The organism is Janthinobacterium sp. JF4 (assembly GCF_059617925.1).
The window spans coordinates 212606-239278 of record NZ_JCAQAV010000005.1 but is presented as its reverse complement, the minus strand read 5'-3'; the positions used below and the strand labels follow the sequence as shown (position 1 = coordinate 239278).

Here is a 26673-nt window from a genome sequence, read left to right as displayed (position 1 = left end):
CATCGCCGTGGCGGCCGCAGGCAGCACGCCTGCCGCTGCGGCCGTTCACGGCGATGCGCATGTTGCCACTTTAGGAAGATTCAAGTCGGGCCGCCAGCGCCGTGCGACAGATTGCACAAAATCGGGGCTGGAATGCAAAAAACGGCGACCGGAACCACCGCCAGCATGCCTGCGGTGCGCGTCACGATGCTTGCGCATCCTCAAGAAGCCGATTCGCCAGCGCGCAAGAATGGTCTGGATGGTTGCGCCACCGGACAGGCCATTCGCCCGCCGGTTGCCGCGCGGCCGCGCCACGGGGGGCTGGATGTCTGATCGGATTGCCGGAGCCGCCCCGTCGCCGGGCCGTTTGCTGGCCGCTGCCGAACCGCAGGCGGGGCCGGCCGGCAAGGCGCTCGATTTGCTGTCCATCATCGTTGCCGCCGTCGAACAGGCGCCGGGCCTGGCCGTGCGCGGCATCGACCGCGATGGCATCGTGCGCTACTGGAGCTTGGGGGCGGCGCGCATGTATGGCGTGACGGCGGAGCTGGCGCTGGGCCAGCCGTGGGCCAGGGTGGCCGCTTCGCTGCCGGACGCCGCCACCGTGGCCGATGAGGTTGCCGGTGAACTGGCGGCCGTGTGGGACAGCGGCAAGGCGCGCAGCACGCGTCTGTGGAAGCTCGGCGCCGATGGGGCCGCGCCGCGCTGCATCTGTTCCACCGTGTTCCCTGTCATGCAGTCCGGGCGCGTGCGGCAAGTGGTCTGCATCGATGTCGACATCACGGCCAGCGGCCAGGATGGCGCCGCGCAGGGGGCCTTGTTGCTGATGGGTGACAATTTCCGTCAGCTGTACGAGAAATCCGCCGATGCCATCCTGCTGCTGCGCGACGAGCATATCGCCGAGGCGAATCCGGCCGCCATTGCCCTGTTTCAATGCGAAGACCGGCAACGCCTGCTGGGGCGCCGTCTCAGCGACTTTTCTCCCTTGCGCCAGCCTGATGGAACATTGTCTTCGCTGCGCGGCACGCAGCTGGCGGCGCAGGCCCACGCCGATGGCAACTGCCGCTACGACTGGCGCTATCAGACGTGCGCGGGCCAGCTGTTCTGGGGCGAAGTGCTGCTTACGTCCGTCACGCTCGACCACACCTATCTGTTTTATGCCGTGATCCGCGATATTTCCTCGCGCAAACTGGCCGAGCGGGCCCTGTACCTGTCGATGCAGGTCATCGAGCATGCAAGTGTCGCGATCGTCGTGATGGACCCGCAGCAGCGGGTTGTCAGCATGAATCCCGCGTACAGCGAGATCAGCGGCTACAGTCTGGACGACATGCTGGGCAAACCCTTCATCCTGCACGGCGTGGAGCCGGACGCGCCCGCGTTTTTCGACCACGTGTGGGACGAAGTCGATGCGAACGGCTATTGGCAGGGCGATATTGTCGGCCAGCGCAAGGCGGGCGGACGCTATCCGGCCTGGCTGTCGCTGACGGCCATCCGCGACTCGCAAGGGCAATTGAGCAATTATCTGGCCATTCTCAGCGATATCAGCGAGCGCAAGAAAAACGAGGAACACACGCGCCACCTGGCCGAGCACGATTTTCTCACCGACCTGCCGAACCGGGTGCTGTTGCTGGACCGGCTGTCGCTGGCCCTGGCGGCCGCGCGGCGCAAGCTGAACATGTTGGCCGTTTTGTACCTGGATCTCGACTACTTCAAGCACATCAACGACAGCATGGGCCACCACGTGGGCGATTTGCTGCTCAAGGAAGTGGCGCGGCGCCTGGTGCGCTGCGTGCGCGGCGTCGACACGGTCAGCCGGCATGGCGGCGACGAGTTCGTCATCATCCTGGCCGAGGTGGGCGGCATCGACCAGGTGGCCCACGTGGCGGCCAGCCTGCTGCACGCCGTGACGCAGGTGTACCGGCTGGGCGACTACGAGCTGCATGTGTCGACCTCGATCGGCGTGGCCATCTTTCCCAGTGATGGCGACAGCGTCGATACCCTCGTGCACAACGCTGACATCGCCATGTACCACGCCAAGGAAAGCGGGCGTAACAATTTCCAGTTTTTCAATGCCGAGATGAATGCGCAAATCGTCGAGCGGGCCAGCCTGGAGCAGGGTTTGCGCGAGGCGCTGGGCCGCGATGAATTCGTGCTGGAGTTCCAGCCCGCGCTCGATGTTGCCAGCGGGCAGATCGTCGGTGCCGAAGCGCTGCTGCGCTGGCGCCACCCGCAACTGGGCGTGCTGCCGCCCGAGCGCTTCATCGCCGTGGCCGAGGAATGCGGCTTGATGGTGTCGATTGGCAACTGGGTGCTGCGCCACGCCTGCCTGCGCGCGCGCGCCTGGCACGATGCGGGCCATGCCTGGCGCGTGGCCGTGAATCTGTCGGCGGCGCAATGCCTGCACAATAACTTATTGCTTAGCGTACAAGAAGCGCTGGCCGTGTCGGGTCTGCCTGCCGGCTGCCTGGAACTGGAAGTGACGGAGTCCTTGCTGATGAAGGGCGGCGCCCGCCTGGCCGGGGTGCTGGCGCAGCTGCGCGCGCTGGGCGCCAGGCTGGCCATCGATGACTTCGGCACCGGCTATTCGCGCCTGGCCAATCTGCGCCATTACCCGGTGGATAAACTCAAGATCGATCCATCGTTCCTGCCCGCTGCGGTGGACGGCGCGGCAGGCGAGTCGGACACGATGGTCGCCGCCACCATCATCGCCATGGCGCGCGAGCTGCAATTGACGGTGATTGCCGAAGGCGTGGAAACGGCGCAGCAACTGGCGTATCTGCGGGGGCAGGGCTGCCAGCAATACCAGGGACGCTATGCCAGCGCGCAAGTCGCGGGTAGCGCGCTGGCGGCGCTGTTGAACTAATGAATGTTTCCCAGCAGCTTGATGCGTGCCAGCACCTGGCCGTGGTCGGACGCGTGCGGCAGACCCAGCAGCAAATGATCGTTGAGATAAGTCACTTCCTGCAGCACGCCGATGGCGCGCGGCGAGGCGGGATGGAAATGTTCGGACACGAGAATGTGGTCGATCGTCATGTAGGTGCTGTCGTGGATGTTCGTGTAACCCATGTGGCGCAAGGCATCCTGGCGCTGCTGGATGGCGCTGGCGTCGTACAGGCGCGCGCGCATTTCCATGCCGGGTTCGCACGGCGCGCCCGCCCCCATGACGATGGCCGTGGTGACGGCATTGGCGATGTCGTTGAAGTCGCCCAGCACGATGCGGGGACGACCGCTGTGGCCCAGTTCGCTTGCCAGCACGCGCAGGGCCACGGCTTCCGCGCCGCGCCGCTGGAGCGAGCGCAGGTTGGCCAGCGCATAGGCGGCCGCATCGTTGCCGTCGCCATGACGGTAGTCGGGCCGGCGCGATTTCAAATGCACGACGACCACGTCCGTGAGTTGTCCTCCAGGCAAGAGCACCTGCACATGCAGGGGCGCGCGGGCGAAGCGGCCAGCATTGTCCTCGGCAGGCACGCTCACGCCGGCGGGAAAATTCGCCCAGGCAACACCGGCGCCGGCCAGCGGCAGGCGCGACACGAGCGCCACCGTGGGCAGCATGCGCCCGGCGGCATCCACCGCGTCGTAGCCGGCCAGGGTGGCTGCGCGGTAATGGCGCGTGCGCGACAGCACGTCGTGCAGGGCCGCCTGCGAGAAAATTTCCTGGAATCCGATCACGTCGGCGTCGAGCAGGTCGATCTGCCGCGCCGTCCATTCCGCCTTGGCTTCGTATTGCGCCGGGCTCAACGGTTCCAGGTTGTCATACAGTTTCGCCCCGGCGGGGGCAAGGTTGCAGACATTGAATGTGGCAAAGCGGATTTCTTCCTGCATAATTAGCACTCCTCACTGAACGATCAGCGTATCACGCATGGCTAAAAAAGAGCATATTTCCGAAACTCAGGCGACGCAGCTGCTGCGCAAGCATCACGTTTCCTTCGAAGAACACCCGTATCCGTACGAGGAGCACGGCGGCACCAGCGTCTCGGCGCGCGAGCTGGGAGTGCCCGAGCACGCGGTGATCAAGACCCTGGTGATGCAGGACGAGGCGGCCAAGCCGATGATCGTACTCATGCATGGCGATTGCAAGGTGTCGACCAAGAACCTGGCGCGCGGCATCGGCTGCAAGTCCGTCGAGCCGTGCAAGCCCGAGGTGGCGCAGCGCCATTCCGGCTACATGATCGGCGGCACGTCGCCGTTCGGCACGAAGAAGGCCATGCCCGTGTATGTGGAGCAATCCATCCTGGCGCTCGACCGCATCTACATCAATGGCGGGCGGCGCGGTTTCCTCGTCTCGCTGGCGCCGCAGGTGCTGCTCGATTTACTGAACGCCAAGCCGGTGCAGTGCGCCTTGCAGGATTAAGAAATTGAGAAAACCAGACCCCGCCCTGTCCGCAGGCGGGGCGCTGGTGTATATTCTGCTGCGCCAGCCTCGATGCTGGTGTAATAAACACAATAAAGGGAAGAAATGAATCCAGTAATCACAACCGTGGCAATGACAGTGGCCGCTTACTTGCTCGGCTCGATATCGTTTGCCGTGGTGATGAGCAAGGTCTACGGCATTGCCGATCCGCGCACCTACGGCTCGAAAAATCCGGGCGCCACCAATGTGCTGCGCAGCGGCAACAAGGGCGCGGCCATCATGACCCTGCTGGGCGATGGCGCCAAGGGCTGGCTGGCCGTGTTCCTGGCCGACCATTTTTCCACCGCGCTGGGCGTGGGCGACGTGGCCGTGGCCCTGGTCGCCATCGCCGTCTTCCTCGGCCATTTGTGGCCCGTGTTCTTCCGCTTTGTCGGCGGCAAGGGCGTGGCCACGGCCCTCGGTGTGTTGCTGGGCATCAATCCCTGGCTGGGCCTGGCCACCCTGGCCACCTGGCTGATCATCGCCTATGCCTTCCGCTATTCCTCGCTGGCAGCGCTGGTGGCGGCCCTGTTCGCGCCGTTTTACTATGGCTTGCTGTTCGGCGTCGATCCCATCTTGCTGTCCGTCATCATCATGAGCGTGCTGCTCGCTTACCGTCACAGCCAGAACATCGCTAACTTGCTCTCTGGCAAGGAAAGCAAGATCGGCGGCAAGAAGGATGGGGCCAAGGTGCCCGCGAAGAAGAAGTAAAATGCCGGGGTCAGACCCGCCGGGGGTAAGCGGCCTAATAGGGCGCATACCGATTCCGAAGGAACTGACCCCAACCTTGCGGCGCCGCGCGGTGCGGTCGCCACCGACCCGCGCAAAGGCTGCCCCCCATGACTGTTTCCGCCACACCCACTCCCATCCGTATCGATTTCGTTTCCGACGTTTCCTGTCCCTGGTGCGTGATCGGCCTGAAGTCGCTGGAGCAGGCGCTGGCCAAGCTGCAAGACACCGTCCAGGCCGAGATCCACTTCCAGCCTTTCGAACTGAACGCCAATATGCCGGCCGAAGGCGAGGATATCGGCGAACACATCGCCCGCAAATACGGTTCCACCCCGGAACAGATGGCGCAATCGCGCGAAGCGATCCGCGCGCGCGGCGAGCAGCTGGGCTTTACCTTCGCCATGGACAAGCGCGGCCGCATCTACAACACGTTTGATGCGCACCGTCTGCTGCACTGGGCCGGACTGGAAGGGCGCCAGAAAGAACTCAAGATGGCGCTGTTCGATGCGTATTTCACGCAAGGACAGGATCCGTCCTCGCACGCGGTCTTGCTGGCCGTGGCCGGCAGGGTGGGCCTGGACAGCGTGAAAGCGGCCGAGGTGCTGGCGTCCGGTACCTATGCGGACGAGGTGCGCGCGCAGGAGCAGTTCTACCAGCAGAACGGCATCAATTCGGTGCCCGCCGTCATCATCAACGAGCGCCACCTGATTTCCGGCGGCCAGCCGCCCGAAGTGTTCGAGCAAGCCTTGCGCCAGATCATCAGCGGCGGCTGAACGGAGCGCCAACGGCGCGCGCCATGGCGGACTTTTTGCGCTACACTCGGCGCAGAGGGAGGATAGTCAAATGCCAACAGCCAGCTGGAATGGCGCCGTCATCGCGCAAGCCACCGATGCACAGGTGCAAGTCGTTGAAAACAATGTATATTTTCCTTTCGCTACAGTGGCGCAGGCCTGCCTGCGTCCCAGCAGTCACACGAGCACCTGCCCGTGGAAGGGCACGGCCAGCTATTACGACCTCGTCGTCGATGGCCAGACGAACGCCAACGCGGCCTGGTATTACCCCCAGCCCAAGGATGCCGCCAAGCAAATTGCCGGCCACGTCGCCTTCTGGCGCGGCGTGAGCGTCGAGCGCTGACGCGCCATACTAAAAATCAATAGAAAGCAGACGATGGATTTACGCCTCGCCGTGTACCAACTCGCCTCGGCCAACGCGCTCGATGCCCAACAAACCCGGCAGTTGCAGGAAGTGGCCGGCTTCCAGCGCGAGCCGGCGCGCCTGGCCTACTGGCTGCCGCGCGGCGTGGCCGTGCTGGGTGCCGCGCTGCTGGGCATGGGTTTGATCTGCTGGGTCGCCGCCAACTGGGAAGAGCTGGGGCGCATGGGCCGTTTTGCCCTGCTGCAAGGTGTATTCGCCGCCGCCTGCGTGGGCGCGTTTGCCGTGCCCAAGGCCCGCGTGCCCTTGCTGCTGCTGGCCTTGCTGGCCATCGGCGGCCTGTTCGCGTATTTCGGCCAGACCTATCAGACGGGCGCCGATCCGTGGCAGCTGTTCGCCCTGTGGGCCGCGCTGGCCTTGCCCCTGTGCCTGGTGGCGCGCAGCGACGTGCTGTGGACGCCGTGGGTGCTGATCGTGTCGACGGCCGCCACCCTGTGGATGCAGGCGCATGCGCGCCATAGCTGGCGCATCGATTCGACCGATTTGTCCATTTTTGTCAGCGGCTGGCTGACTGTGCTGATTGCCTGTGCGTTTGTCTCGCCCCTGCTGGCGCGCTGGACGGGCGCGGGCAGCTGGGCCTTGCGTCTGGGTCTGGTGCTGGCCACCATCCTCGTCACGGGCACGGCCGTCAGCGCCCTGTTCGGCAGCGAGGTCGAATCGCCGTACTGGGCGGGTTTGGCCTTGCTGGCCATCGCCGCCATCGTACTGGCCACGCGCCGGTTCTTTGACGTGTTCGGCCTGAGCGCCGTCGCGCTGGGCGTCAACACCTTGCTGGTGGGCGGCCTGGCGCGCGTGCTGCTCAACGGAGGTGGGAATGGCGATGGCGTCGGCAGACTGGCCATGCTGGGTTTGTTTGCTGCCGTGCTGCTGGCGCTGACCGTGCAAGGCATCCTGTGGCGCACGCGCCGGGAGGCAGCATGAGTAACGTGAACCGCGCTGATGCGCTCGCCACCCTGATCGACGACGCCACGCGCGCCGGTTTGTTGCCGTCGGGTACCAGCCGTCCCGTGCAGGATGTCCGGCCGTGGCCGCTGGTACTGATGACGGCCTTCGGCGCCTGGCTGGCCGCCATTCCCCTGATGATTGCCTTGGGTGTGGGCCTGGAAAGCGTGGTGCGCCACGGCCCCGGCGCGTATGTCGTGGCCGCCATCGTGCTGGTGGTGGCCGTGCTGCTGATCCGCACGCGCGGCGTGGCGCTGTTTGTCGAGCAACTGGCCGTGCCTTGCCTGCTGGTAGGCGGCGGCTTGCTCGGTTATGCCCTGTACCGCGACTATTCCACGCAGATGGCTTCCTCGCTGCTGTGCCTGGCGTGCCTGGTGGTGGCAGCCGCCTTGCCGCGCGACTGGCTGCGCGTGCTGCTGGGCGTGGTCTCCTGCGGCTTGCTGGCGCTGGGCATCGTCGATAGCGGGACCGACTGGCTTTTCGAGAACGACCCCACGCTACTGTATCTGGCCTGGATGCTGGCCCTGGCATTCTGGCTGGGCGTGCACTGGCTGCAAAAACAGGCTTTCAACGATGGCCGCGGCGCGCCCGTCGCCACCTTCCTGGAATCGCTGTCGACGGGCTGGGTGCTGGCCATCTTGCTGGGCCTGGTCTTCTGGTCCGGCATGACCTTCATGCTGGGCGGCGCCTTGGGCGGTGGTTTTGCCGGCGACGTGGCGCGCGAAGTGACCCGGCACCAGGCTGGCGCCTGGTATGCGCAGGCATTGAACGGGGTGTCGCTCGTGCTGGCCTTGGCGGCCGCCGTTTGGACGGGCTGGCGCTGGCCGGCGCTGCGCCAGTTGCCCGCCATCGGCGTGGCGCTGGTGCTGGTCGTGCTGTCCTGGTTCATGCCGGCGCTCGGTCCCGTGCTGCTGATCCTCGCGTATTGTCTGACGAGCGGGCGCACGCGCGTGGCCGTGGCGGCCGCGCTGGCGGCAGCGTGGATACTCGGCAGCTTTTATTATCAGCTGGCCTGGCCGCTGGCCAGCAAGGCGGCACTGCTGGCCGTGGCCGGCGCCGTGCTGTGCGCCCTGTCGTGGCTGGCCATGCGCGGCGGCGTGCTGCACCTGGTGGAAAGCAAACCGGTGAGCGCAGTGGCCGAACACCGCGCCGTGCGCCTGGGCCTGCTGGGCGGCTTGCTGCTGGTGTTGCTGGTCGCCAATGGCGGCATCTGGCAGAAAGAGCAGCTGATTGCCAAGGGGGAAGCTATCTTCGTGGCGCTGGAACCCGTCGATCCCCGCTCACTGATGCAGGGCGACTACATGCGCCTCAATTTCGTCAACCTGGGCGTCCTCTCCACTCTGGCCAGCGTGGACAGGGCGCCAGGCCGGCCCCTCGTGGTGGCCACGCGCGATGCGCGCGGGGTGGCAGAACTGCTGCGTCCGTACACCAGGGAGGCGCTGGCGCCCGGCGAATTCCTGCTCGAACTGACGCCGAAAGATGGCAACTGGGTGCTCGTCAGCGACGCCTGGTTCTTCAAGGAAGGCGAGGCGGCGCGCTGGGAAAAGGCCCGTTATGGCGAGTTCCGCGTGCTGCCCGATGGCCGCGCCTTGCTGGTGGGCATGCGCGGGCCGGAGCTGGAAAAGCTGTAGCGCACGCGCACGCGGGGGCGGGCGTCCTGTAAAATTGCCCGATGGATAATATTACGCATTCGGTCATCGGCCTCGGGGTCGGCGAACTGGTACACCGCAGCCTGCCGCCCGAGCCGCAAGCCCCCGCACAGCGCACCCGGCGCGCGCTGTTTCTGTTTTCGGCATGGTTTGCCAGCAACGCGCCCGACCTGGACCTGGTGCTGACCAGGCTGTTGCCGCGCCCGTTCGGCTATATGCTGCACCACCGGGGCCACACGCATACCTTGCTGCTGGCTGTGCCCCAGGCGCTGCTGTTGCTGGCCCTGTTGTGGCTGCTATGGCCGGGCGCGCGCCGCCTGCTGAAAGGCAGCGTGCCCGCCCGCATCGGCCTGGCGGCTTGCCTGCTGCTGGGCTTCTGTTTGCACATGGGCATGGATTTCCTTAATTCCTATGGCTTGCACCCGTTTTACCCGTTTGACAGCCGCTGGCTGTATGGCGACATGGTCTTCATTGTCGAACCGATGTTCTGGGTGCTGCTGGGCGTGCCCGTGATCATGTCCTTGCGCTACGGCATCGTCAAAAGCGTGCTGCTGGCGGGGCTGGCGGCGGCCCTGTGTTTCTTCACCTATAAAACCTATCTGGCGACGGCCTCGCTGGCCATTCTGCTGGGGCTGGGCGTGGTGCTGGCTGTGCTGCAAGGACGGGCCGGCGAGCGGGGACGCGGAGCGTTGCTGCTGGCCTTCGCGCTGGCCGCCACTTTCATCGGCACGCAGGGCGTGGCCTCGGCCCTCGGCCGTGCGCGCATCGAGGCGGTCGTGCAGCGGCTGGACCCCGGCACGCGCGTGTGGGATGTGGCGATGACGGCGTTCCCCAGCAACCCCCTGTGCTGGATCTATGTCTCGCTCGACAGCAAGACGGACGCCAAGGCGGATGTCTACACCTTGCGGCGCGGCACATTGAGCTTGCTTCCCGCATCGCTGGCGCCGGCCGCCTGCCCGGCCGGGCTGGCCGAAACGGGCAAGCGGGGACAGCAGCTGGCGCCCGGCATCGCCGTCTCCACCCAGGCGGCGGGCAGCCTGGCCGCCTTGCGCGCGCTGCAACAGGACAATTGCTATGTCGATGCCTGGTTCCGCTTTGCCCGCATGCCCAGGCTGAAGGCGGACAAGCTGACCGACGTGCGTTTCAATCCCGGCATGTTGCCCAACTTTACAACGGTGGAACTGCAGCAGTTCCGCAGCCGGCCGTGTCCCGCCTACGTGCCGGGCTGGGACCGTCCCCGTGCCGACCTGCTGGCGCCGCCGAAATAGAGAACGGATGTGTTGCTCTTAGGTAAAAAATATCGCGTGTGGGCCTGCTTCGCCGTGGCCCCGCATGCGACACTACCAATTCAGCAAGAATGATATTAGTTAGGACTATTTTGGAAGAGCAGCACGCCTTACCTTACTTGCGAGAAACCCTGCTGTTTCTCGCCCTGGCCGGGATTTTTATCCCGCTATTGCAACGCCTGAAGGTCAACCAGGTGCTCGGCTTCCTGGCCGTGGGCGCCCTGTTCGGCCCCTTCGGCTTCGGCCTGTGGGCCGGCGACTTCACGTGGCTGACGTATTTCTCGTTCGTGCGTGCCGAGCAGGTTAGCGGCCTGGCCGAGCTGGGCGTGATGTTTTTGATGTTCATGATCGGCCTGGAACTGTCGACGGAGCGGCTGTGGGCGCTGCGGCGCTGGGTATTCGGCGCGGGCGTGGGGCAGGTGGCTGTCAGCGCCTGCCTGATCGGCGGCGTCGCGTATTACTTTGGCCTGTCGCTGGAAGCATCCATCGTGCTGGGGCTGGTGCTGTCGCTGTCGTCCACGGCCGTGGTGATGCAGTTGCTGACCGATCAGCGCTCCCTGCAAACCCCGGCCGGCCAGGCGGGCTTTTCCATTTTGATGTTCCAGGATCTGATGGTGGTGCCGCTGTTCATCCTGATCGACGTGTTCGCCAGCGGGCGCAGCGACGACCTCGCGTATCTGCTCAGCTTTGCTGCCGTGAAATCGGCCGGCGCCATTTTGCTCATCTATCTGCTGGGACGCAGGGTCATCCGCCCCCTGTTCCAGTTCTTCGTCAAGAAACGCCAGCCCGACGTGTTCATGGCATTGACCCTGCTCAGCACCCTGGGCATCGCGGGCCTGACCTACCTGGCGGGCCTGTCGATGGCGCTGGGCGCCTTGCTGGCCGGCCTGCTGCTGGCGGAAACGGAATTCCGTCACGAAGTGGAAGTGACGATCGAGCCCTTCAAGGGTTTGCTGATGGGCTTGTTCTTCATGTCGGTGGGCATGCAGATCGACGTGCGCGAAATCCTCAAGTCGCCGGTCTTGATTCCGCTGGCCGTGCTGAGCCTGTTTGCCTTGAAAACCCTCGTCATCAGCGTGATTTTCCGCATCGGCGGCTTTCACTGGGGCCGTGCCGTGGAAACGGGCGTGCTGCTGGGGCAGGGCGGCGAATTTGCCTTCATCGTCGTCGCGTATGCACTGGGCACGAAACTGATCGGCCCGCAGGTGGCGCAGTTCGTCATGCTGGTGGTGGGCTTGAGTCTGTTCGCCACGCCCGCGCTGGCCAAGGCGGCGCGCGCTTTCGGCAACTGGTGGGAACAGCGCCACCACCATCAGCTGGCCGACCTGGCGCACGGCGCCCCGCCGCCACAGGGCAGCACCGTCATCATCGCCGGTTTCGGCCGGGTGGGGCAGTTGCTGGCCAAGGTGCTGACGGAGCAGGATATCGCGTACGTGGCGATTGAAAATGATGCACGGCTGGTGACGACGCTGCATCCGCGCGGTTTCCCCGTGTATTTCGGCGATGCGTCGCGCGCGGAGCTGTTGCAAAAGGTCAATGCGGACCGGGCTGCCGCCGTGGTGCTGACCATGGACCACGCGGCCTCCGTGCTGCACGCCGTCAAATCGATCCGCCGCGAATATCCGCAGCTGCCCGTGTATGCGCGCGCGCGCGACGAGGCGCATGCAGTGGCCCTGATACAGGCGGGCGCTACCCTGGTCGTGCCCGAGGCGCTGGAATCGGCGCTGCAGCTGACGGCCACGGTGCTGCACACGGTGGGCCTCTCGGAGGCGCGCACGACGGACATCGTGCAAGCCGAGCGCGACCGGCGCAATGCCGTGTTGCTGGCGAAAAAGCTGTCGTAGTGCAGCCGTGCGTGTCGCCGTGCCTGGTCAATTATCTATACAATAATAGTATATGAGAATACTACCCACATGAAAGCCGCGACGAAGAGCGGCGCTGCGCCCCTGACGCCGCAGCAACTGGCGGCGCAGGAAACGCAGCAAAAATTTGGCAAGCCCGAGCGGGGCTGGCGCGAGCAGGTGTACACCGTCATTTTCGAGGCGGAAACGCGCACGGGCCGCGCCTTCGATTTGCTGCTGATCGCTGCCATCCTGATCAGCGTGACGGTGGTCGTGCTCAGCAGTGTCGCCTCCGTGGCCGAGCGCTATGGCACCTGGCTGACGGCGCTGGAGTGGTTTTTCACCATTTTATTTACCATCGAATATTGCGCCCGCCTGTCGTGCCTGCAGCATCCGGTGCGCTACGCCAAGAGTTTTTTCGGCATCATCGACTTGCTGGCCATCGTGCCGACCTACATCGGCTTGCTGCTGCCGGGCGCGCACGTGCTGATCGACGTGCGTATTTTGCGCCTGCTGCGCATGTTCCGCATCCTCAAGCTGACGTCGTATGTACACGAATACACGGTGCTGGGGCGGGCGCTGCTGGCCAGCCGGCGCAAGATCCTCATTTTCTTGTCTTTCGTCATGATGGTGGTCTTTCTGTTAGGTACTGTGATGTATGTCGTGGAAGGGCCGGAAAACGGTTTCAGCAGTATCCCCACGTCGATATACTGGGCCATCAGCACCATGACCACCGTGGGTTTCGGCGATATCACGCCGAAGACCGACATCGGGCGCACCATCGCTTCGCTGATGATGCTGCTCGGCTGGGGCATCCTGGCAGTGCCTACCGGCATTATCAGCGCGGAAATGACGGTACAGCGCAGTTCCAAGCTGGTCACCACGCGTACCTGCCCCACGTGCCTGAAAGAAGGGCTCGATGACGATGCCAATTTCTGCAAGAACTGCGGTGTCGATCTGCCGCCCCTGGCACGCGATTAATTTCTAGACCGTATTTACTTTACTTTCTTTAAGGCCAACATGATTCCAGTTCGCCTGATCGCGACGGGCAAAGCCGTGCCGTCGCATAGTGTGACTTCCGCCAGCCTGGACCAGAAACTGGGCCATCCGGCCGGCTACACCCTGCGCAAGAGCGGGGTGCTGTCGCGCTTTGTCGCCGCACCCGATGAATCGCAAAGCCAGCTGGGCGCCGCGGCCCTGCTCGACGCGCTGAAGAACGCCAGCCTGCGTCCGGCCGACATCGACCTGCTGATCTGCGCCTGTGGCGTGCCCGAGCAAGCCTTGCCGAATACGGCCTGCTTCGTTGCCGAACATGCGGGCTTGCCGCCAGGCACGCAAAGCTTCGACGTCAACGCCAGCTGCCTCAGTTTCATGGCCGCCTTCCGCGTGGCCGCGTCCATGCTGGCCGGCGGTGCCTACCGGCGCATCGCCATCGTCTCGTCCGACCTCGCCTCGCGCGGGGTTGACTGGAGCGAGCCGGAAGCGTCGATGATCTTTGGCGACGGCGCCGCCGCCGTCATTGTCGAGCGGGGCGACGGCAGCGCCGGCATCCGCGCCTACAAGATGGGCACGTATCCGGAAGGGCGGCGCTACTGCGAAATTCGCGGCGGCGGCACCGAGCGCAACCCGCGCAACGGCTGCGCACCGGGCGACTATCTGTTCCGCATGGATGGCAAGGCCGTGTTCCGCCTGGCCGTCAAGGTGATGCCGGATTTCCTCGCGGAACTCATGCAGGAATCGGGCGCGGGCCTGGATAAAGTCGACGTGGTCGTGCCGCACCAGGCCAGCCCGCTGGGGCTTGCGCATGCGGCGCGCATCCTTGACGTTCCCGATGCTAAAATCATCAAGATCTTTGAAACGCACGGCAACCAGGTGGCCGCGTCCTTGCCCACCGCCCTGCACGAGGCGGTGATGACGGGGCGGGCCGTGGCGGGCCAGCGTTTGCTGATGATGGGCACGGCCGCAGGCCTGACCATCGGCGGCATGATTCTTGACCTGTGAAGGTGGTGTGATGAGGCGGATACTGGTCACGGGAGCGACGGGCGGCTTGGGGCGCAATGCCGTGCGCACCCTGCTGGCGCAGGGCGTGGAAGTGCGCGCCACGGGCCGCAACGCCGCCGTCGGGCGCGAACTTGAACGCATGGGCGCGCAATTCGTCGCGCTTGACCTGGCGCAGGCGTCGCCGCGCCAGGTCGACGAGCTGGTGCGCGGCATGGACACCGTCTGGCACTGCGCCGCGCTGTCGTCGCCGTGGGGCGCGGAGCGCGACTTCATCGCCGCCAACGTCACGGCCACGGCCCAATTGCTGCGCGCGGCCGCCAGCCTGCATGTGGCGCGCTTCGTGCACATCTCCACGCCGGCCATCTATTTCGATTACCGCAACCGCTACGAGGTGCCGGAAACCTTCCGTCCCGATTCTTTTGTCAACGCGTATGCGCGCAGCAAGGCGATGGCGGAAAAACTCGTGCAGGATTGCGTCGACCGCCATCGCGGCATGACGTGCGTGATCCTGCGCCCGCGCGCCATCTTCGGCCCGCACGACCAGGTGCTGATCCCGCGCCTGGCGCGCGTGCTGGAACAGCGCGGCGGCAAGCTGCCGCTGCCCAGGGGCGGCGCGGTCACCATCGATGTCACCTATGTCGACAATGTCGTGCATGCGATGTGGCTGGCCACCGTGCACAAGACCATCGCTTCGGGCGCCGCCTTCAACATCACGAATGGCGAGCCGGCGCGCCTGTGCGACATTTTGCGCGCCCTGTTTTGCGAGCATTTGCAGCAGCCGTTCGAGATTGTCAGCGTGCCGTACCGCGTGCTGGCGCTGGTGGCGCGCCTGATGCAGTTCGCCTCGCGTTTCACGCGCCGCGAACCGGCGCTCACGCCCTACAGCATCGGCGCGCTCAGTTTCGACATGACGCTCGATAACGCCAAGGCGCGCAAGGTGCTCGGCTACCGCCCCATCGTCAGCCTGCAGGAAGGCATCGCCCGCACGGCGCAGTGGATGCGCCAGGAAGCGGCGGCGCACAAGGTGGGCAAGGAGCGCAATGGCTAGCATCACCGCGTTTCGCGTCGGCCACTGCACCCACCCTTCCTGCATGGTCTTGAAAGGCAGCGGGCTGGCCAGCCGCTGCTTCCCTTCGCGCGCCTACCTGATAGCGACGCGCGCGGGCCTGTACCTGTGGGATACCGGTTACGCCGAACACTTCCGCGCCGCCACGTCGAAAGGCGTGTACCGCATGTACGCGTGGGTGACGCCGATTTCGTTTGACGAGAATGAATCCCTGCAGGGCCAGCTGCGCGCGCATGGCGTGTCGCCCGGCGACATCCACACCTTGCTGCTGTCGCACTTCCACGCCGACCATATCGCCGGCCTGCGCGACTTTCCCGGCGCGCGGCTGATGGCGTCAAAAACCGGCTGGGACGCCGTGCGCGGACTGTCCGGCGTGGCCGCCGTGCGCCAGGCCTTCGTGCCCGAGCTGCTGCCGCCCGATATTGCCGACCGCCTGGCTTTTGTCGACAGCGTGCCCGAGACAGCCTTGCCGGCCGCCCTGCTGCCGTTTACGCACGGGCGCGACGTCAGCGGCACGGGCGAAATCTACATCGTCGACCTGCCCGGCCACGCGATCGGCCATCTGGGCGCCTTCGTGCTGCAGGACGAAGGCTGGACCTTGCTGGCGTCGGACGCGGCCTGGGTGCCGGAAAGTTTCCAGCAGCTGCGCGGACCTTCCGAACTGTCGTTCATCATCCAGCACAAGCGCGCGCCGTACTACGCCACCCTGAACCGGCTGCACCAGTTGCACCAGTCGGGCAATGCGCAGATCCGCATCACGCATGAAGATACGCTCGATTATTTGCCTGTGGCGGGCCGCCCGTGAAGCGTATTGTCTGGCTGTTGCTGTCGTACTGGCGCACGCGCCGTCTGCGTTTCGCAAGCCGCGCGCAGCTGGATGCCTATCAGCAGCGGCAACTGGCGCGTTTCATCGACACGCTGTGCGCGCGCAGCCGCTATTTCGCGCCCTATCGCGCGCTGCCCCTGGCGCGGTGGCCGACCATGAACAAGGCGCTGATGCTCGAGCATTTCGACGCCATGAATACCGAAGGGGTGACGTTGGCGCGGGCGATGGACGCGGCCATGGCGGCCGAGCATAGCCGCGACTTCACGCCGGCCGTGGGCGACATCACGGTGGGCCTGTCGTCGGGCACCTCGTCGCGGCGCGCCGTGTTTACCGTCAGCCCACGCGAAAAGGCCCAATGGGCGGGCGTGATGCTGGCCAAGGCACTGCCCGAAGGCCTGTTTTCCGGCGAACGGGTGGCGCTGTTCCTGCGCGCGAACAGCAATCTGTACACCGCCGTGCGCTCGCCGTGGCTGACCTTTGCGTTCTACGATTTGTTCGAGCCGTTCGACAGCCTGTGCGCGCAGCTGGCGCGATATCGCCCCACCGTCATCGTCGCGCCGGCCCAGGTGCTGCGCCAGCTGGCCTTGCGCGTCATCGACGGCAGCCTGGCGCTGGCGCCGAAAAAAGTCATCTCGGTGGCCGAAGTGCTGGAAGCGCAGGACCGCGCGCTGATCGTGCAGGCGTTCGGCGCCGTGCATGAAATCTACCAGGCCACCGAGGGTTTTCTTGCCAGCAGCTGCGAGCACGGCGTGCTGCACCTGAACGAAGAGTACGTGCATATCGAGCCGCAGTGGCTCGATGGGGAACAGCGGCGCTTCGTGCCCGTGATTACGGACTTTACGCGCATCACGCAGCCTATCGTGCGCTACCGCCTCGACGATATCCTGCTCGCGCGCGCCACGCCATGCCCGTGCGGCCGCGCCACGCGCGCCATCGACGGCATCGAAGGGCGCTGCGACGACATGCTGTTCTTGCCATCGGCGAACGGCGGCGCCCCCGTCGCCGTGTTTGCCGACGTGCTGACGCGGGCCTTCGCGCAAGCCTTGCCGCCGGACGCCGATTATCGCCTGGTGCAGTCGGGCGATTGCTCCTTGCAGCTGCACGCGGCCCTGGACGATGCCGGCCTGGCCGCCCTGCGCGCGCACCTGGCAACGGTGCTGCAGGGCCTCGGCGTGGCCGTCGACGGCCTGGCCTGGACGGTGAGCGGCGAACTGCCTCCCTTTGACCCCACCATGAAACGGCGCCGCATCCGGCGCCTTGCCAGCGCATGAACCCTTCTTCCATGAACGTACGCGGCCGCCTGCTGCACCTGCTGGCCGGCTGGGGCAGCGTCGGCCTCGTGTATTTTTCCAGCGATGTGCTGCAAGGGCAGGGCGTGCTGCTGCCCGAGACGGCCATCGACCGCGCCATTCCCTACAGCGACGCCGCCATCTGGCTGTACCTGTCCTTTTTCATCCTGATCCCGTACGCTTACCTGGCGGCCGAGGCGGCGAGGGTGCGCTGGCTGGCGCGCGCCATGGCGCTTGCTGCTCTGGTCTGCGGCGTGGTCTTCCTGCTGTATCCGACCACGCTCGCGTATCCGCCCGTCGGTGAAGGCAGTGCCTGGAGCACGCAGGCGCTGCGCCTGCTGCAGTCGTTTGACTCCGCGCAAAACTGCCTGCCTTCGCTGCATGGCGCCCTGACCTTGCTGTGCGTGTGGGCCTTGTGCGACAAACGCCACCTGGCGCGCTCCGCGCTGGCCGTAGTGCTGGGCGTGGCCATCTGCTACGCCATCATCGCGCTGCGCCGGCACGTGAGCATCGACCTGGCTGCCGGCCTGTTTGTTGGCATCGCCGGCGGCATGCTGGCGAAAATGCAGGTATCCTTGGCTGCCCGCCGCGCCGTTTCCTTGAAAACCGCACCACGATGAATCCTTTTGCCCTGTCGTTCTTGATCATGCTGGCCTTCGTGCTGGCCGAACTGCTGATCCTCAAATGGGTACGCAAGACACCCGTGCCGTGGAAGGACGTGATCTTCAACCTCAATTCGGGCCATATCCTGATGTGGGTGTTCCGCGGCGTGGAAGTGGCGGCTTTTGCCCTGCTGCTGCGCCATGTGAACCTGCACCTCGTCGACCAGTGGCCGGTGGCGGCGCAATGGGTCTTCGCCTTTTTTGCCTGGGATTTGTGCTTTTACTGGATGCACCGGCTGCACCATAAAATCCCCTTGCTGTGGGCCGTGCACGTGGTGCACCACCAGGGCGAGCATTTCAACCTGTCGCTGGGCGTGCGCAACTCCTGGTATTCGTCGCTGACGAATTTCCCCTTCATCGCCATCCTGGCCGTGCTGGGCGTGCCGCTGGAAATCTTCCTCGTCGTCTCGTCCCTGCATTACACGGTGCAGTTCTATAACCACAATGCGCTGGTGAACAAGTCCGGCATCCTGGATCGTTTCATGGTCACGCCCTCGCACCACCGCGTGCACCACGGCACGGATAAACGCTACATCAACCGCAATTTCGGCGGCACCCTGCTGCTGTGGGACCGGCTGTTCGGCAGCTTCCAGCCTGAACTCGAGGGCGTGGAAATGCGCTATGGCGTGAAGGGCATGACACCGACGCACAACCCCCTGCTGGCCAGCAACGGCAAGCTGTTCACATGGCTGCGCGCGCGCTTTCCCCACTGGCAGTCGCGCGGCACGTTCGAAGTGCCCGAACTGTTCATCGGCAGCGGCGGCGTGATCCTGTTTGGCCTGGTGATCTATTACGTCAACCACGAAGCGGTGCTGGCTGGCTCGCAGCAAGCCATCCTGTTCGCGCTGATCTTTGGCGGCACCCTGGCGCTGGGCGGCCTGTCCGATGCGCGACGTTGGGGCGCCATCGCCTGGGTCGCCATCGCCGTGGCCATGCCGCTGCTGTTCCTGGGCTGGTATGGCGCGCGCGATGCGTGGGGCATGGTGTTTTTGGCCGCGCTGCTGGCGCACGGCCTCGACGGCGCGCGCCGCCTGTGGTGGCCGGCCGCGGCGGGGACGCGCGCGTGACGCCTGTGCCACCTCTGCCGCCGCTGCGCTTCCAGCCTGCCCGTGATTCCGCCTTCCGCCGCGAATTGCGCGCGCGCGCCGACGCCTACCTGGCCAGCGAAGGAAAACACCGCTTCGGCGACCTGCGCATGCAGGCGAAAGCCGTGTTCCTGGCCGCGCTGACGGCGGGGCTGTATGCGCTGGCCTTGAATGCCGGCAGCACCTGGCCGTTTGTCGCCAGCTATGTCGCTTGTCTGGTCGCGGCCATGGCGCTAGCCATGAATACCCTGCACGACGCGGCTCATAGCGCCGTCTTCCGCCAGGGAGCCTGGAACCGCGTGCTGATCCGCCTGGTGGGCTTGCCCGTCGGCGTGGACACGGATTTCTGGACCATCCGCCACGTGCACTTCCATCACACGTATGCCAACGTGGAAGGCTATGACCTCGACACGGAACCGAATCCCTTCCTGCGCCAGACACCGTTCCAACGCTGGTCGCCGCAGTACCGCTATCAATACCTGTACTGGCCCGTGGTGGCGGCCCTGTCGCTGCCGTATTTGAACTGGTATGGCGACTGGCTGGACCGCTTCGGCAAGACGCCCGTGGCCGCGCACAGCCGCCTGCAGGGTTGGCGCGGCTGGCTGTCGTTCCTGGGCTGGAAGCTGGGCCACGTGGCGCTGGTGCTGGCGCTGCCCATGTGGGTGCTGTCGCAGCACGGTATCGGCTGGGGCGTGGTGCTGGGCGCGTATTTGTTGGGGCAGATGATCGCCTCGTGCGCGCTGGTGGCGCTGATCCTCGGCACGCACTGGGCCGAAGTGGCGTTTTTCCAGCCGGGCGCAGACGGCACCCTGCCGCACGACTGGTACCAGCACACGTTTTATACGGCCTGCGACTGGACGCCGAGGCCGCGCGCCCTGCGCTGGCTCGGTTACTGGCTCGGCGGCTTGAATCTGCACCTGACGCACCATTTGTTCCCCACCTGGAATCACCGCCACTATCCGGCGCTGGCGCGCATCCTGGCCGAACTGGCGCCACGCCACGGCCTCGTGTACCGCGAACTCGGTTACGGCCAGCTGCACGCCTCACAGCAGCAATTCCTGCGCGCCATGGGCCAGCCGCCCACAAAGTCCTGACGAATCGCGCTTGACTCGGTTTCCTTTCCGTCTTACATTTCTGTAACGACAGAAATAAGAGAACGCCATGGAATTAAGCCCAACTACCCAAAAGTACATCCTCCACTGGGGCGAAATGGGCACCCGCTGGGGCGTCAACCGCACGGTGGCGCAGATCCACGCGCTGCTGTTCCTGGCCAACGAGCCGCTGACGGCGGAAGATATCGCGGCCAGTCTGAACGTGGCCCGCTCGAATGTCAGCAACAGCCTGAAAGAATTGCAAAGCTGGGGCCTGGCGCGCGTTACGCACGTGATGGGGGATCGGCGCGACCATTTCGTGGCCCTGCAGGATGTGTGGGAAATCTTCCGCGTCATCATGGAAGAGCGCAAGCGCCGCGAGATCGATCCCACCCTGACGGTGCTGCGCGAATGCGCGATCGAGGGTGAGCACGATGCGGCGATACCGCCAGAGACGCTGGCGCGCATGGGCGACGTGCTGGCCTTCCTGGAAATGCTCAGCAGCACCTACAGCGACTACAAGAACCTGCCGCCGGCGACCCTGCAGCGCATGCTGTCGATGGGCGGCAAGGTGGCCAAGTTCCTCAGCCCGGAAGACAAACCGGGCAAGCGGGGGAAATCATGAACGGCCCCTCGGAAGGAGAACTGTTCAAGAAGGTCATGGGCGGGCAGTGGCTTACCCTGCACCCGGATATCCGCCGCCGCTTCGAGAAAAATCCCGCGCCGGGCCAGCCCCTGTACTACCGGGGCGAACTGCATGAGCTCACCAGTTCGCGCCTGGGCAAGGTGCTGGGCTGGCTGACGCGGCCCTTCATCGATGGGGCCCTGATTCCGTATGACGACCACGACTTCCCCGTGGATATCGAAGTCTATTCGCGCCCCGACTGCCGCTACATCTTCAAGCAGCGCACCTATCGCCTGCATGGTCGCGCGCCGATCCGCTTCACGTCCTACATGGCCGAAAGCGAAAAAGGCGAAGTGCTCGAATACGTGGGCATGGGGCTAGGCATGAAGCTGCTGCTCCATGTCGAAGATGGCAACCTGCACTTCACCAGCGACGGTTATTTTTGGGACCTTTTCGGCTGGCGCATGCCGTTGCCCGGCGTGCTCACGCCCGGCAAGACCTATCTGTGCCACCGCAACGACACGCCGCAGCAATTCAATATCCGCATCGAGATCCGTCACGCCCTGTTCGGCACCACGTTCACCCAGGTCGGCGTGTTCCGCGAAAGCGCGGCGCCCGCCCTACACAAGGACATACCATGAATACGCATCTGCTGGCCCTGCAACTGATGGCGGCGCAAGGCTGCCTGGGCGCCTTCGACACCATCTATCACCATGAAATCACGGAGGCGCTGCCGCAGAAGGCGTCGGCGCGCCTGGAGTTGACGATCCATGCGACGCGCGCCCTGATTTACAGCCTGTTGTTCGTCGGCCTGGCGGCCTGGGAGTGGCATGGCGCCTGGGCCTGGGTGCTGGTCATCGTGTTTGGCGTGGAAATCGTGCTGACCCTGTGGGATTTCGTCGTGGAAGACCAGACCCGCCTCTTGCCCGCCACGGAGCGGGTCACGCACACGGTGCTGGCGATCAATGCGGGCGCCTTCATCGCGCTGCTGGCACTGAACAGCAGCCAGTGGGCGACGTTGCCGACGGCGCTCGTGTGGCAGCCGTATGGCTGGCTCAGCGTCTTTCTCGCCCTGTGCGGCGTGGGCGTGGGCCTGTCCGGCCTGCGCGACGCGTACGCCGTGTGGCAACTGGGGCGACGCAAGGTGCAAGAGACAGCGGAGCAAGAAGAGCACCTGAGCTTTGCCGCCGCGCCGCAGTCCGTGCTGGTGACGGGCGCCACGGGTTTCATCGGCCAGCAGTTGGTCAGCGCCTTGCTGGCCGACGGCCATGCGGTGACGGTGCTGACGCGCCAGCCGAAACAGGCTGCATGGACATTCGGCGGCCAGGTGCGCTGCATCGAGGCGCTGGACGCATTGTCGGATGCGCAGCGCATCGACATGGTGGTCAACCTGGCCGGCGCGCGCATCGTCGGGCGCCGCTGGACGGATGCGCGCAAGGCGGCCTTGCGCCGCAGCCGGGTCGCGCTGACGCAGGAACTGGTGGCGTGGATCGCCCGCGCGCAGCACAAACCGCGCGTGCTGCTGTCGGCGTCGGCCATCGGCTATTACGGCGTGCAGCCGCAGGGCGATTCGACGGAATTGGCTGAAGACAGCGCGCCGCAAGCCATCTTCATGTCGCAGCTGTGCCAGGAGTGGGAAGCGGCCGCGCGCCAGGCGGAGCGCTACGGCGTGCAGGTGGGCTGCATGCGCTTTGGCCTCGTCTTCGGCCATCAGGGTTCGCTGCCGCAGATGCTGCTTCCTGTCCGCTTCGGCGTGGGCGGCCCGCTGGGCAGCGGCAAGCAGTGGGTCACGTGGGTGCATGTGCGCGACGTGATCCGCGGCATCGCTCATCTGGCGCGCCGCAGCGAAGAAGGTGCGGTGAGCGGCGCGTATAACTTCTGCGCGCCCGAAGCCATCGAGCAGCGCCGCTTCGCCCGGGTGGCGGGCGCGGTGCTGCACCGGCCTTCCTTCGTGCCCACGCCGGCCTTCGTCATGCGCGCCTTGCTGGGCGAGCAGGCGGACTTGCTGGTGGAAGGTCAGCGGGTGGCGCCGCGCCGCTTGCTGGCCGACGGTTTTGTCTTCCGCTATCCGCAACTGGGAGGGGCGCTGCGCAGTTTATAAGTTGGCGTAAGATGGGGATTGGAGGAACCGAACCATGCCCCGCTTCAGCCACACGATAGACCGCCATGTTTACCAGTTCGCCAGCCTGAAGGAGCTGCTGGCGAAGGCCACGCCGCTGCGCTCGGGTGACGTGCTGGCCGGCGTGGCGGCCGCCAGCGCGCGCGAGCGGGTGGCGGCGCAGCTGGCACTGGCCGAGGTGCCGCTGTCGCTGTTCCTCAATGAGGCGCTGGTGCCGTACGAAGACGATGAAGTCACGCGCCTGATCATCGATAGCCACGAGCGCGCCGCGTTTTCCCCCATCGCGCACCTGTGCGTGGGCGATTTCCGCGACTGGCTGCTCGACGACGCGACGGACACGGCGGTGCTGTCCCATGTCGCCGCTGGCATCACGCCGGAAATGGCGGCCGCCGTCTCGAAATTGATGCGCTTGCAGGATCTGGTGCTGGTGGCCCGCAAGTGCAAGGCCGTCACGGTCTTTCGCAATACCCTGGGCCTCGAAAACCGTCTATCCACGCGCTTGCAGCCGAACCACCCGACGGACGACGCCACGGGCATCGCGGCGTCGATGCTCGATGGCCTGCTGCTGGGCAGCGGCGACGCCGTGATCGGCATCAATCCGGCCACCGACAATGTGGCGCAGGTGGTCTCGCTGCTGCACCTGCTCGACGCCGTCATTGATCAATATCAGATTCCCACCCAGTCGTGCGTGCTCACGCACATCACCAATACCCTCGAGGCGATACGCCGCGGTGCGCCCGTCGACCTGGTGTTCCAGTCGGTGGCGGGCACGCAGGCGGCCAACCGCAGCTTCGGCATCGACTTGTCCCTGCTGGCCGAGGGCCAGGCGGCGGCCCTGTCGCTGGGGCGCGGCACGGTGGGCAACAACGTCATGTATTTCGAGACGGGGCAGGGCAGCGCCCTGTCGGCCGGCGCGCACTACGGCATGGACCAGCAGACGTGCGAAGCGCGCGCGTATGCGGTGGCGCGCGCGTATCAGCCGCTGCTGGTCAATTCGGTGGTGGGCTTCATCGGCCCGGAATATCTGTACGACGGCAAGCAGATCATGCGCGCTGGGCTGGAAGACCATTTCTGCGCCAAGTTATTGGGTTTGCCCATGGGCTGCGACGTGTGCTACACCAACCATGCGGAGGCGGACCAGGACGACATGGACGCCTTGCTGACCATGCTGGGCGTGGCTGGCTGCAATTTCATCATGGGCGTGCCGGGCGCGGACGACATCATGCTCGGCTACCAGAGCACCTCGTTCCACGACGCGCTGTATGCGCGCCGCGTGCTGGGCCTGCGCCCCGCGCCCGAATTCGAGGCATGGCTGGCGCGCATGCAGATCATGGATGCGCAGGGCCTTTTGCACACAGCGCTGGCGCCAGCCTTCCAGGCGGCCCTGCTGCGCCTGGAAGGCTAGGGAGGACACATGGACGAGAAAAGCCCGTGGCAGGCGCTGCGCGCGCATACGGCGGCGCGCATCGCGCTGGGTCGCCGCGGCGTGAGCGTGCCGACCAAGGCGCAACTGGCGTTCCAGCTGGCCCACGCGCAGGCGCGCGACGCCGTGCACCAGGCGCTCGATGGCGAGGCTCTGGCGCGCGCCTTGGCCACGCAAGGACAGGACTGCGTGCAGCTGCACAGCGCCGCCGCCACGCGCGCCGAGTACTTGCAGCGGCCGGACCTGGGGCGCCGGCTCGACGACGCTTCACGCGCGCGGCTGTCGGCCGTGCCGCAAGGCGTGGACCTGGCGCTGGTGGCGGCCGACGGCCTGTCGGCGCTGGCCGTGCAGCGCCATGCGGCGCCGTTTCTGGCCGCCCTGCGCGAACGGCTGGCGCTGGAGGCGTGGACGCTGTCGCCGCTACACATCGTGGCGCAGGGACGGGTGGCGGTGGGAGACGAGGTGGGGCAATTGCTGCAAGCGAAGGTTGTGCTGGTGCTGATCGGCGAGCGGCCTGGCTTGAGTTCACCGGACAGCCTGGGCCTGTACCTGACGTGGGCGCCAAAAGTGGGGTTGCTGGACGAGCGCCGCAACTGCATCTCGAACGTGCGCCCCGAGGGGCTGGCGTATGCGCAAGCGGCGTACCGGCTGCACTACCTGCTGTCGCAGGCGTTCAGCCGGCAACTGTCGGGCGTGGACTTGAAGGATGAAACGGTGGGAGAGGGCGCGGCCCTGGCGGGCGCGCGCAACTTCCTGCTGGAGTGATCAGACTTCGCGGATCTCGTCCAGCGGCCAGCGCGGGCGCACGTTGAACGAGTAATCGTGCTTGGCGGCGTCGGGATTGATTTGCAGGCGCATGGCGCCAGCGAAGGCGATCATGGCGCCGTTATCGGTACAGAATTCCAGCTCCGGGTAATACACTTTAAAGCGCTTCTTGGCGGCGGCCGCGTTGAGCGAGGCGCGCAGCTGCGCGTTCGCGCCCACGCCGCCGGCGATCACCAGGCGCTTCAAGCCCGTGTGCTTGAGGGCCGACACGCATTTGGCCGTCAGCACGTCGACGATGGCGTCGACGAAGCCGCGCGCGATATTCGCCTTGTCCTGCTCGCAGATATTGGCGATGACTTTTTCTTCATGGTTCTTCACCACTGTCAGCACGGCCGTCTTCAGGCCGGAAAAGCTGAAATTGAAATCCTTCGAGTGCAGCATGGGGCGCGGCAGTTTATACGCGAGCGGGTCGCCGAATTCGGCCAGGCGCGAAATGGCAGGGCCGCCCGGATAACCGAGGCCCAGCAGCTTGGCCGACTTGTCGAATGCTTCGCCGGCCGCATCATCGAGCGTTTCGCCCAGCATCGTGTACTGGCCCACGCCATCGACGCGCATCAGCTGCGTGTGGCCACCCGACACCAGCAGGGCGATGAAGGGGAATTCCGGCGGCTCGGACGCCAGCAAGGGGGAGAGCAGATGGCCTTCCAGGTGGTGGATGCCCAGCACCGGTTTGTTGATGGCCAGGCCCAGGCTGCAGGCAACGGAGGAACCTACGAGCAGCGCGCCGGCCAGGCCCGGACCTTGGGTGTAGGCGATGGCGTCGATCTCGGGCAGGGTGATGCCAGCCTTGGCCAGGGTTTCTTCGAGCAGCGGGATGGCGCGGCGGATATGGTCGCGCGACGCCAGTTCCGGCACCACGCCGCCATATTGCTCGTGCATGGCTACTTGCGAATAGAGGGCGTGCGAAAGCAGGCCGCGTTGCGTGTCGTACAAGGCCAGGCCGGTTTCGTCACAGGAGGATTCGACGCCAAGAACAATCATGAAGGTGCTAAATAGGGAGGAGTAATCCGCCATTGTAAAGGAAAGCCGGGCATTCCACCGTGCGGCCGGCGCACCATTTCGGCGGCAGTGTGCACTTGCGCAGTGCGGCGTGGGCCGGTCTTGCCCGGGATTCTGGCCGCTTTGCGCCCGTGCGGCACTGGCACTGCTCTTGCTTATGCAAGCGTGTGCCTTTCTCAAGGGAGCTAGCGATGCCGGAACAATGGAAAATGATTTGCCGCCTGAAGGACATGCCGCTGGCGGGCGCGCGCATGGTGCAGCGGGGCCTGGCGTGGCAGGACTTGCCGGGCGTGGCGCTGTTTCGCGCGGCTGACGATACGGTGTACGCGCTGCTCGACACCGTGCCTTGCCTGGGCGGTCCGCTGGCGCACGGGGTGCTGATGGAGAAAAATTTGATGGGACCGAAGAACAGCTGGATCATCGAGCTCGATTCGGGCCGCCTGGTGGCGCCCGTGCAGGGCATGGCGCGTATGTACGCCGTGCGCCTCATGGACGGGCGCATCTACCTGGACGTCAATGAGCTCAATATCCCGGCCAGCAAGGCGGAACAGGCGCTGGCGGGATCGTTCGCCGTGCTGCCGCATGTGCAGATGGCTTGATATGCCACGTGGTGGTGTCGGCTTACGCGCTGCGCGCT

25 protein-coding genes are annotated in these 26673 nt (G+C 65.5%); 23 read left to right on the top strand and 2 right to left on the bottom strand.

Annotation, left to right across the window (positions count from 1 at the left end):
• The first annotated feature begins 304 nt into the window (after positions 1–304).
• Entirely contained in the window at positions 305–2839 is a 2535-nt protein-coding gene (locus AC54AF_RS07830) for a sensor domain-containing protein (RefSeq protein ID WP_496636094.1), read from the top strand.
• Here the strand turns inward: AC54AF_RS07830 and AC54AF_RS07825 are convergent.
• On the bottom strand, positions 2836–3798 hold the full coding sequence (locus AC54AF_RS07825) for an endonuclease/exonuclease/phosphatase family protein (protein ID WP_496636093.1): 963 nt from the start codon (positions 3796–3798) through the stop codon (positions 2836–2838). The two genes, AC54AF_RS07830 and AC54AF_RS07825, sit on opposite strands and share 4 nt — an antisense overlap.
• A 37-nt stretch (positions 3799–3835) precedes the next feature.
• Here AC54AF_RS07825 and ybaK point away from each other — a divergent pair, with 37 nt between their 5' ends.
• The 21 genes from ybaK (at position 3836) to eutC (ending at position 24977) form a co-directional block, all read left to right on the top strand.
• Positions 3836–4327 (top strand): Cys-tRNA(Pro) deacylase, encoded by a 492-nt coding sequence (ybaK, locus tag AC54AF_RS07820; protein ID WP_496636092.1) that lies wholly within the window; start codon positions 3836–3838, stop codon positions 4325–4327.
• 105 nt (positions 4328–4432) lie between these two features.
• Positions 4433–5077 (top strand): glycerol-3-phosphate 1-O-acyltransferase PlsY, encoded by a 645-nt coding sequence (plsY, locus tag AC54AF_RS07815; protein ID WP_496636091.1) that lies wholly within the window; start codon positions 4433–4435, stop codon positions 5075–5077.
• Positions 5078–5205: 128 nt separating this feature from the next.
• On the top strand, positions 5206–5868 hold the full coding sequence (locus AC54AF_RS07810; protein WP_496636090.1) for a DsbA family oxidoreductase: 663 nt from the start codon (positions 5206–5208) through the stop codon (positions 5866–5868).
• A gap of 70 nt (positions 5869–5938) precedes the next feature.
• Positions 5939–6229: a DUF427 domain-containing protein gene (locus AC54AF_RS07805; protein WP_496636089.1), complete on the top strand. Its 291-nt coding sequence runs from the start codon at positions 5939–5941 to the stop codon at positions 6227–6229.
• A gap of 33 nt (positions 6230–6262) precedes the next feature.
• On the top strand, positions 6263–7228 hold the full coding sequence (locus AC54AF_RS07800) for a DUF2157 domain-containing protein (RefSeq protein WP_496636088.1): 966 nt from the start codon (positions 6263–6265) through the stop codon (positions 7226–7228).
• Positions 7225–8880, top strand: a complete 1656-nt coding sequence (locus AC54AF_RS07795) for a GDYXXLXY domain-containing protein (RefSeq protein WP_496636087.1) — start codon at positions 7225–7227, stop codon at positions 8878–8880. Before AC54AF_RS07800 ends, AC54AF_RS07795 begins: the two co-directional genes overlap by 4 nt.
• 41 nt (positions 8881–8921) lie before the next feature.
• Positions 8922–10166, top strand: a complete 1245-nt coding sequence (locus tag AC54AF_RS07790; RefSeq protein ID WP_496636086.1) for a metal-dependent hydrolase — start codon at positions 8922–8924, stop codon at positions 10164–10166.
• Positions 10167–10303: 137 nt separating this feature from the next.
• A complete protein-coding gene (locus AC54AF_RS07785; RefSeq protein ID WP_496636085.1) occupies positions 10304–12028 on the top strand; it encodes a cation:proton antiporter domain-containing protein in 1725 nt (574 codons plus the stop codon).
• Between the two features lie 69 nt (positions 12029–12097).
• A complete protein-coding gene (locus AC54AF_RS07780; protein ID WP_496636084.1) occupies positions 12098–13006 on the top strand; it encodes an ion transporter in 909 nt (302 codons plus the stop codon).
• A gap of 39 nt (positions 13007–13045) precedes the next feature.
• A complete protein-coding gene (locus tag AC54AF_RS07775) occupies positions 13046–14026 on the top strand; it encodes a 3-oxoacyl-[acyl-carrier-protein] synthase III C-terminal domain-containing protein (RefSeq protein WP_131685418.1) in 981 nt (326 codons plus the stop codon).
• A gap of 10 nt (positions 14027–14036) precedes the next feature.
• Positions 14037–15074, top strand: a complete 1038-nt coding sequence (locus AC54AF_RS07770) for an NAD-dependent epimerase/dehydratase family protein (protein ID WP_496636083.1) — start codon at positions 14037–14039, stop codon at positions 15072–15074.
• The gene (locus tag AC54AF_RS07765) at positions 15067–15897 is read left to right on the top strand and encodes an MBL fold metallo-hydrolase (protein WP_496636082.1); all 831 of its coding nucleotides are present in this window, start codon (positions 15067–15069) and stop codon (positions 15895–15897) included. Before AC54AF_RS07770 ends, AC54AF_RS07765 begins: the two co-directional genes overlap by 8 nt.
• Complete coding sequence (locus AC54AF_RS07760; protein ID WP_496636081.1) at positions 15894–17189, top strand: F390 synthetase-related protein; 1296 nt, start codon at positions 15894–15896, stop codon at positions 17187–17189. The genes AC54AF_RS07765 and AC54AF_RS07760 overlap by 4 nt, the downstream gene beginning before the upstream one ends.
• Positions 17186–17827 (top strand): phosphatase PAP2 family protein, encoded by a 642-nt coding sequence (locus AC54AF_RS07755; protein ID WP_496636080.1) that lies wholly within the window; start codon positions 17186–17188, stop codon positions 17825–17827. The genes AC54AF_RS07760 and AC54AF_RS07755 overlap by 4 nt, the downstream gene beginning before the upstream one ends.
• Positions 17824–18936: a sterol desaturase family protein gene (locus AC54AF_RS07750; RefSeq protein WP_496636079.1), complete on the top strand. Its 1113-nt coding sequence runs from the start codon at positions 17824–17826 to the stop codon at positions 18934–18936. The genes AC54AF_RS07755 and AC54AF_RS07750 overlap by 4 nt, the downstream gene beginning before the upstream one ends.
• Positions 18933–20048, top strand: coding sequence for a fatty acid desaturase family protein (locus AC54AF_RS07745; RefSeq protein WP_496636078.1), 1116 nt, complete (start codon positions 18933–18935; stop codon positions 20046–20048). The genes AC54AF_RS07750 and AC54AF_RS07745 overlap by 4 nt, the downstream gene beginning before the upstream one ends.
• Before the next feature lie 67 nt (positions 20049–20115).
• Complete coding sequence (locus AC54AF_RS07740; RefSeq protein ID WP_496636077.1) at positions 20116–20670, top strand: GbsR/MarR family transcriptional regulator; 555 nt, start codon at positions 20116–20118, stop codon at positions 20668–20670.
• Positions 20667–21311: a DUF4166 domain-containing protein gene (locus AC54AF_RS07735; protein ID WP_496636076.1), complete on the top strand. Its 645-nt coding sequence runs from the start codon at positions 20667–20669 to the stop codon at positions 21309–21311. Before AC54AF_RS07740 ends, AC54AF_RS07735 begins: the two co-directional genes overlap by 4 nt.
• Positions 21308–22771, top strand: a complete 1464-nt coding sequence (locus AC54AF_RS07730; RefSeq protein WP_496636075.1) for a TIGR01777 family oxidoreductase — start codon at positions 21308–21310, stop codon at positions 22769–22771. Before AC54AF_RS07735 ends, AC54AF_RS07730 begins: the two co-directional genes overlap by 4 nt.
• 34 nt (positions 22772–22805) lie before the next feature.
• On the top strand, positions 22806–24194 hold the full coding sequence (locus AC54AF_RS07725) for an ethanolamine ammonia-lyase subunit EutB (RefSeq protein ID WP_496636074.1): 1389 nt from the start codon (positions 22806–22808) through the stop codon (positions 24192–24194).
• A 9-nt stretch (positions 24195–24203) separates the two neighbouring features.
• Positions 24204–24977, top strand: coding sequence for an ethanolamine ammonia-lyase subunit EutC (eutC, locus tag AC54AF_RS07720; RefSeq protein ID WP_496636073.1), 774 nt, complete (start codon positions 24204–24206; stop codon positions 24975–24977).
• On the opposite strand, the gene tsaD is transcribed toward eutC, so the two are convergent.
• A complete protein-coding gene (gene tsaD / locus AC54AF_RS07715; protein ID WP_034779881.1) occupies positions 24978–26018 on the bottom strand; it encodes a tRNA (adenosine(37)-N6)-threonylcarbamoyltransferase complex transferase subunit TsaD in 1041 nt (346 codons plus the stop codon).
• 209 nt (positions 26019–26227) lie between these two features.
• Here tsaD and AC54AF_RS07710 point away from each other — a divergent pair, with 209 nt between their 5' ends.
• Positions 26228–26635, top strand: a complete 408-nt coding sequence (locus tag AC54AF_RS07710) for a nitrite reductase (NAD(P)H) small subunit (RefSeq protein WP_496636072.1) — start codon at positions 26228–26230, stop codon at positions 26633–26635.
• The last annotated feature ends 38 nt before the right edge of the window (positions 26636–26673 follow it).

Bases quoted from the DNA above. Each gene is read 5' to 3' on its own strand.
- AC54AF_RS07830 (WP_496636094.1), top strand. From the start codon at position 305: ATGTCTGATCGGATTGCCGGAGCCGCCCCGTCGCCGGGCCGTTTGCTG.
- AC54AF_RS07780 (WP_496636084.1), top strand. From the start codon at position 12,098: ATGAAAGCCGCGACGAAGAGCGGCGCTGCGCCCCTGACGCCGCAGCAA.
- eutC (WP_496636073.1), top strand. From the start codon at position 24,204: ATGGACGAGAAAAGCCCGTGGCAGGCGCTGCGCGCGCATACGGCGGCG.
- AC54AF_RS07805 (WP_496636089.1), top strand. From the start codon at position 5,939: ATGCCAACAGCCAGCTGGAATGGCGCCGTCATCGCGCAAGCCACCGAT.
- AC54AF_RS07775 (WP_131685418.1), top strand. From the start codon at position 13,046: ATGATTCCAGTTCGCCTGATCGCGACGGGCAAAGCCGTGCCGTCGCAT.
- AC54AF_RS07790 (WP_496636086.1), top strand. From the start codon at position 8,922: ATGGATAATATTACGCATTCGGTCATCGGCCTCGGGGTCGGCGAACTG.
- AC54AF_RS07825 (WP_496636093.1), bottom strand. From the start codon at position 3,798: ATGCAGGAAGAAATCCGCTTTGCCACATTCAATGTCTGCAACCTTGCC.
- AC54AF_RS07795 (WP_496636087.1), top strand. From the start codon at position 7,225: ATGAGTAACGTGAACCGCGCTGATGCGCTCGCCACCCTGATCGACGAC.
- plsY (WP_496636091.1), top strand. From the start codon at position 4,433: ATGAATCCAGTAATCACAACCGTGGCAATGACAGTGGCCGCTTACTTG.
- AC54AF_RS07800 (WP_496636088.1), top strand. From the start codon at position 6,263: ATGGATTTACGCCTCGCCGTGTACCAACTCGCCTCGGCCAACGCGCTC.
- ybaK (WP_496636092.1), top strand. From the start codon at position 3,836: ATGGCTAAAAAAGAGCATATTTCCGAAACTCAGGCGACGCAGCTGCTG.
- AC54AF_RS07770 (WP_496636083.1), top strand. From the start codon at position 14,037: ATGAGGCGGATACTGGTCACGGGAGCGACGGGCGGCTTGGGGCGCAAT.
- AC54AF_RS07755 (WP_496636080.1), top strand. From the start codon at position 17,186: ATGAACCCTTCTTCCATGAACGTACGCGGCCGCCTGCTGCACCTGCTG.
- AC54AF_RS07710 (WP_496636072.1), top strand. From the start codon at position 26,228: ATGCCGGAACAATGGAAAATGATTTGCCGCCTGAAGGACATGCCGCTG.
- AC54AF_RS07735 (WP_496636076.1), top strand. From the start codon at position 20,667: ATGAACGGCCCCTCGGAAGGAGAACTGTTCAAGAAGGTCATGGGCGGG.
- AC54AF_RS07725 (WP_496636074.1), top strand. From the start codon at position 22,806: ATGCCCCGCTTCAGCCACACGATAGACCGCCATGTTTACCAGTTCGCC.
- AC54AF_RS07810 (WP_496636090.1), top strand. From the start codon at position 5,206: ATGACTGTTTCCGCCACACCCACTCCCATCCGTATCGATTTCGTTTCC.
- AC54AF_RS07730 (WP_496636075.1), top strand. From the start codon at position 21,308: ATGAATACGCATCTGCTGGCCCTGCAACTGATGGCGGCGCAAGGCTGC.
- AC54AF_RS07740 (WP_496636077.1), top strand. From the start codon at position 20,116: ATGGAATTAAGCCCAACTACCCAAAAGTACATCCTCCACTGGGGCGAA.
- AC54AF_RS07765 (WP_496636082.1), top strand. From the start codon at position 15,067: ATGGCTAGCATCACCGCGTTTCGCGTCGGCCACTGCACCCACCCTTCC.
- AC54AF_RS07750 (WP_496636079.1), top strand. From the start codon at position 17,824: ATGAATCCTTTTGCCCTGTCGTTCTTGATCATGCTGGCCTTCGTGCTG.
- tsaD (WP_034779881.1), bottom strand. From the start codon at position 26,018: ATGATTGTTCTTGGCGTCGAATCCTCCTGTGACGAAACCGGCCTGGCC.